The 3842-nt window shown below is 34.7% G+C and carries 2 protein-coding genes; both read right to left on the bottom strand.

All coding sequences use genetic code 11. The annotated features are described in order from the left end of the window. A partial coding sequence (locus D6734_03820) for a hypothetical protein (protein RMF96331.1) occupies nt 1-304 on the bottom strand: 304 nt, incomplete at its 3' end. Then, nucleotides 304-3681: a DUF3883 domain-containing protein gene (locus tag D6734_03815; protein RMF96330.1), complete on the bottom strand. Its 3378-nt coding sequence runs from the start codon at nt 3679-3681 to the stop codon at nt 304-306. The genes D6734_03820 and D6734_03815, both read right to left, overlap by 1 nt. Nucleotides 3682-3842 lie beyond the last annotated feature (161 nt).

Below are 3842 nucleotides of genomic sequence, written 5' to 3'. Positions count from 1 at the left end.
CTTTAATTATCTTATTTAACAATGGAGGAATCAGGTTTAAGCCTCTTAAGAGATTTAACTTCTTTTCAAAATCAATTCTTGTTTTTTCAATAAACACATCTCTGAACTTTCTTCTTTTTTCTGCATTAGACTCTATAAAATACTGTGCTAAAAGAATATTTAATAATTCATCCATATAATTGCCCATAACCAATATTGTTTCTCTTAATGAAGTCATAGTATTAAGATCATCGACCATTGGTCTTATGAGAGCGTCTATGTACTCCGAATCTGCTCTATTTGCCTCGTAAGTACTATTTGGCATTATACCTTTACCTCTTCTCCTTTTGTTTTAATTTGTTTGCTGTCTACCGAGAACCGTATGACTTTCTCTATTTTGTCTGGTTTTAGGTTCTCTGCAGGGTTTTGTATTATTCTTAGCACAGGGTTTGTTGCGCAATGAGATACTACATACAACCAATACTTCTCTCCTAACCGTTTTGCTTTAATCCATTCATTCGGTGTGAGAAAGATTATTCCTTCTTTTGCTCTTCCTTTCACTTCAATATATCTTATTTCATCAATTCCTTTTGATTTAATGTCAAAGCCGCATCCATCGTTATCTTTTGAAACGTCCACAGGGTCTCTTTTGTTCTTTATTTCATACTTCATTGCGACTTCCATCGCAATTTTTTCTATCTCATTATCTCTTTTCATGCCAGAAAGTTCTTTATCATCTTCTGTTGGGTATGGGACTAAGCCTATTACAGCAATAACTTCTGGCAGGCCCATTGAGAGATTCTTTTCTTTTTCTATCTCATCTAATAATGTGTTTTTTCTGTGTTTATAATCCTCGATTTTTCTTCTTACATTAAGTAACTGTAACTTCATATCTTTGCCGCGCTTTTGTTTCTCGATGTATTCTTGTTCTTTCTTCATTGCTTCGGCAAGCAAATAGTTTAAAGAACGTCTGAGATATTTGTGTTTTATATCTAAGTCTTTGAATATTTGCTCCCGGATTTCTTTAAAGTAAGGATCCATTAGCTCATTAACAGACCAATTTATTATGGGCTCTTCATCTTTTGATATCTCTTCAATAAATGACCTGAACTTAGGAGGATTTGAACAAGGCTTAAGATCCCATATTATGAAAGGTCCTTTTCTTGTTAGTTCTCCGTTTCTCTTTTGATGGATTGCGAAGAGTTTCTCTCCCATCTTATTTCCTTTACCATCTCTTATTTCTCCTTTAACAAACCATAACATTGCCTCATCTGTGGCTTCAGGATCAAAGAAGATTGCTCCTTCTGAAAGTGTTGAGCTAAACTTCTCAAGAATTAAGTCAGTCAGTGCTTCAAACAGTGGATGTCCTGGTGCTAAAAATTCTGTTGAATGATCTTCTTTTATTATTGATTTGTTAAAGCATATCTGAGAATAATACCTTTTGTTCTGAGTAACAGGATCTTTTGATTTTTTTCTTATGATTACTGGAACTTCTTCTATCCTATAAACGTCCTCTTTAATCTTTTGAATTTTTCCATCAAAATATCTGAAGCCCTCAATAAAAAACTGTTCTATATATTCGGGGATTAAGCGATACTCTTCTGCAAGTTCTTTTTTTTCTTTGAATTTGTCAAGATCAACAAATCTCGTTGCTAATGCTTCTTCTGATGCTTTTGCAAGTTTTTCTTTAGCATTCAGTTCTATTTTGTCAATTTTCTCAAATTCTTCTTGCGTGATTCTATTCAATATGGCTTTCTTCATTACATCTTCAAATTTGATTCCTTCCTCGTCAAAAATCTCACTTATAACATCGTAAACTCTATCCTTGCCAAGATGTTCCCTCATTAATTCTAATTTTTCGAGGATTCTTTTGAGAACCTCTCCTTCCCTTGTGTCTTCAGCAATAAGGTTGTAGATGTGAACTTCATATCTTTGGCCGTATCTGTGAATACGTCCCATTCTTTGTTCTAGCCTGGTAGGATTCCAAGGGATATCATAATTAACCATTAATTTACAAAACTGTAAATTAATTCCTTCTCCGGCTGCCTCGGTTGCAATCATTATTTGACATTTGTTTTTGAAATCATCCTCTGCTTGTTTTCTTTCATCCATTGACATAGATCCATCAATATGAGTTACTGAGAATCCCCATTGCTGTACTTTTTCCATTAAATAATCAAGTGTGTCTTTGTGCTCAGTAAAAATAAGAAGCTTTTCATCGCTGTTTCTTATCTCTTCTATATCAATGCATCTTCTAAGCTCGTTTAGTTTTCTTTCCTGGCCTTCTCGTTCCACATTTTTTGCTAATTCTACAAGACGTTCAACTTCTCTGATTTCTTCTTTTAATTCTTCCTTGCTTCTAGCTGTTGTCAAACCCATTACTTTGTTCTCTACTTCCCATCTGTCAGACTCTTCCATGTCCTCTAGTTCTTCTTCACTAAATGCGGCCTCTTCACTTTCTTTTGGAGGATTATCCCAGAAAGAGAGTCTCTCACTTAATCTTCTAGCTCTTCTCTCCAATGATTTTCTTACTGCTCTAACACTTGAAGCTAATCTTCTCTGTAGAACTATTAATGCTAGAGCAATGGCAACTCTTTGGTTTGCCATTCTTTCTGCTTTTTCAAAGTTTTCTCTAACGTATTGTGTGACTGCCTCATACAACATCTTTTCTGATGCTGATAGTTTATAAGGGATAGTCGTTACCTTTCTTGGTGGGAAGATTGGTCTTCCATCTTCATATCTCATATCTTCCTTTAATCTCCTTAACATAATCGGATTTTCTTTATTTCGTATTGCTTCACTAATAAGCTCTGTATTTGCGTACAAGTCTTTTTCTAATAAATTAAGCAAGAGTCTGAAGTTCTCAGGATCCCCCTTATGCGGCGTTGCGGTTAGAAACAGTAAATGTTCAGATGTTTCAGAGAGAACTTTACCAAATTTATATCTTAAACTTTCATCTGTCTTATCTCCATATTTGTATGCAGAGAGTTTATGCGCTTCATCTACAATGACAAGATCCCATGTGAAGTTAAGATTTTTTAGCTGCTCAAGAACATCTTGAGATCTTGATGCAAAATCAATTGAAACTAGGAATTGATTGTATTGCTCCCAAACAGCAGAACCCATTGTATTGACAATTGATCTATCAATGGGCATAAATGTTTCTCCAAACTTTTCAGATAGTTCTCTTTTCCATTGAGAAACCAAAGCTGGAGGGGCAACAATAAGTATTTTTTCAATAGCTTTCCTGTATTTCAACTCTTTTAACAATAATCCTGCCATAATGGTTTTACCTGCTCCAGGATCATCCGCAAGCAAAAATCTTATTCGTGGTTTTTTTAGGAGATAGTCGTAAACCGCTTCTATTTGATGAGGCAGAGGATCTATCTTAGATACCCCCACTGCAAACAAAGGATCAAATTCATAAGACATTCTTATTCTTTGAGCCTCTAAAGCAAGCCTGAATTGCTTGGGATTTGCTGTTAGTTTTGGACCTTCAACACCCCCGATGATGGAAACTTTTTCTTTGAATTCTTCTTCTGAGTAAACTGATTGATATGATTTCTGAGTTTTAATTCCTGCTCCAATAACTTGAATTCTTTTTCCAACCTTTTTGATTATATGCACTTTTACATCTTCTGGCCAAAAAGGCCCTTTTATTATGACTCCTTCTTTGAGTTCTGAAATATCTTGAATAGCCATTCTTCTAATCCTCCTCTACCTCACGTTTTTTAGATAATGATATCCTATAATCCTTTTCTGTTTTTGTTTTTTCGATGATCTCTTGGTCGATTTGTTTTTTGAGTATCATTGAATTGAGTCTTGGATAACTTATCATGCTCACTTCATCATATATTCCTTTT

The organism is Candidatus Schekmanbacteria bacterium (genome assembly GCA_003695725.1).
Lineage (GTDB): Bacteria > Schekmanbacteria > GWA2-38-11 > GWA2-38-11 > J061 > J061.
The sequence above is the reverse complement of the archived record's forward strand: the minus strand, read 5'-3'. Positions and strand labels throughout refer to the sequence as shown.

What these genes read in the sequence shown, in the direction of transcription:
- D6734_03815 (RMF96330.1), bottom strand. Translation starts at nt 3,681, where the DNA reads ATGGCTATTCAAGATATTTCAGAACTCAAAGAAGGAGTCATAATAAAA.